This is a genomic window from Bradyrhizobium pachyrhizi, from assembly GCF_001189245.1.
GTDB lineage: Bacteria > Pseudomonadota > Alphaproteobacteria > Rhizobiales > Xanthobacteraceae > Bradyrhizobium > Bradyrhizobium pachyrhizi.
The window spans coordinates 72,123-73,060 of sequence record NZ_LFIQ01000100.1 but is presented as its reverse complement, the minus strand read 5'-3'; the positions used below and the strand labels follow the sequence as shown (position 1 = coordinate 73,060).

Here is a 938-nt window from a genome sequence, read left to right as displayed (position 1 = left end):
CGCTGGGATCATGGATGCGCTGGACCGCGACCTGCGTGCGGCCGTTGCCGAGATCGCAACGCGGCGCAAGGTCGAGGTTCAACTCGATCTCGTTTGGCGCAAGGCACCGACGCATTTCGATCCCAAGCTGGTCGACGCCGTCGAGAACGCGGCCAAGCAGCTCGGCTATTCGCACCGCCGCATCACCTCGGGCGCCGGCCACGACGCCTGCAACCTCAACACGGTGATGCCGGCAGCAATGGTGTTCGTGCCCTGCAAGGATGGCATCAGCCATAACGAGCTGGAAGACGCGACGCAGACCGATTGCGCCGCCGGCGCCAACGTCCTGATGCATACGGTGCTGGCGCTCGCCGGCGTCGCGTCCTGATCTTCGTTTCTCCTCATCGATGGAGGCTTTCGTGCGCGCAGTGTTTGTCGACGCCAATGAATCGCTTGCTGTCATCACGGAGCGCCTGGAAAAGCCCGGCGATCCCCGGATGCGGATCAACCGCAACCCGGACATCAAGTCCGAGGACTATCCGGCGGTGCTCGACGGCGCCGAGATCGCGGTGGTCGACCACACCGCGCTGCCGACCGATGTTGCGAGGAAGTGCGCCGGCCTGAAGCACGTCGTGTTCCTCGGCACCGGCGCGCGCAGCTACATGAACCCGGAAGAGCTTGCCGAGCTCGGCATCTCCGTGCACCTGATCAAGGGCTATGGCGACACCGCGGTCGCGGAATCGGCGATCGCGCTGATGTGGTCGTCGGCGCGCGTGATCGCGCAGATGGACCGCGAGATGCGCGCCGGCAACTGGCTGCGCGAGGACGGCATGCAGCTCACCGGCAAGACGCTCGGCCTGGTCGGCTTCGGCGGCATCGCCGCCGAGGTCGCCCGCATCGCGCTCGGCAGCGGCATGAAGGTGATCGCCTGGAACCGGTCGCCCAACAGCCATCCGGGC

At 66.5% G+C, this 938-nt stretch carries 2 protein-coding genes; both read left to right on the top strand.

The window, feature by feature from the left end; translation table 11 throughout:
* Positions 1-367: M20/M25/M40 family metallo-hydrolase (locus AKL29_RS45565; RefSeq protein WP_244482400.1), on the top strand; the 367-nt coding region annotated here is incomplete at its 5' end.
* A gap of 31 nt (positions 368-398) precedes the next feature.
* Positions 399-938: NAD(P)-dependent oxidoreductase (locus tag AKL29_RS45560; RefSeq protein ID WP_283809420.1), on the top strand; the 540-nt coding region annotated here is incomplete at its 3' end.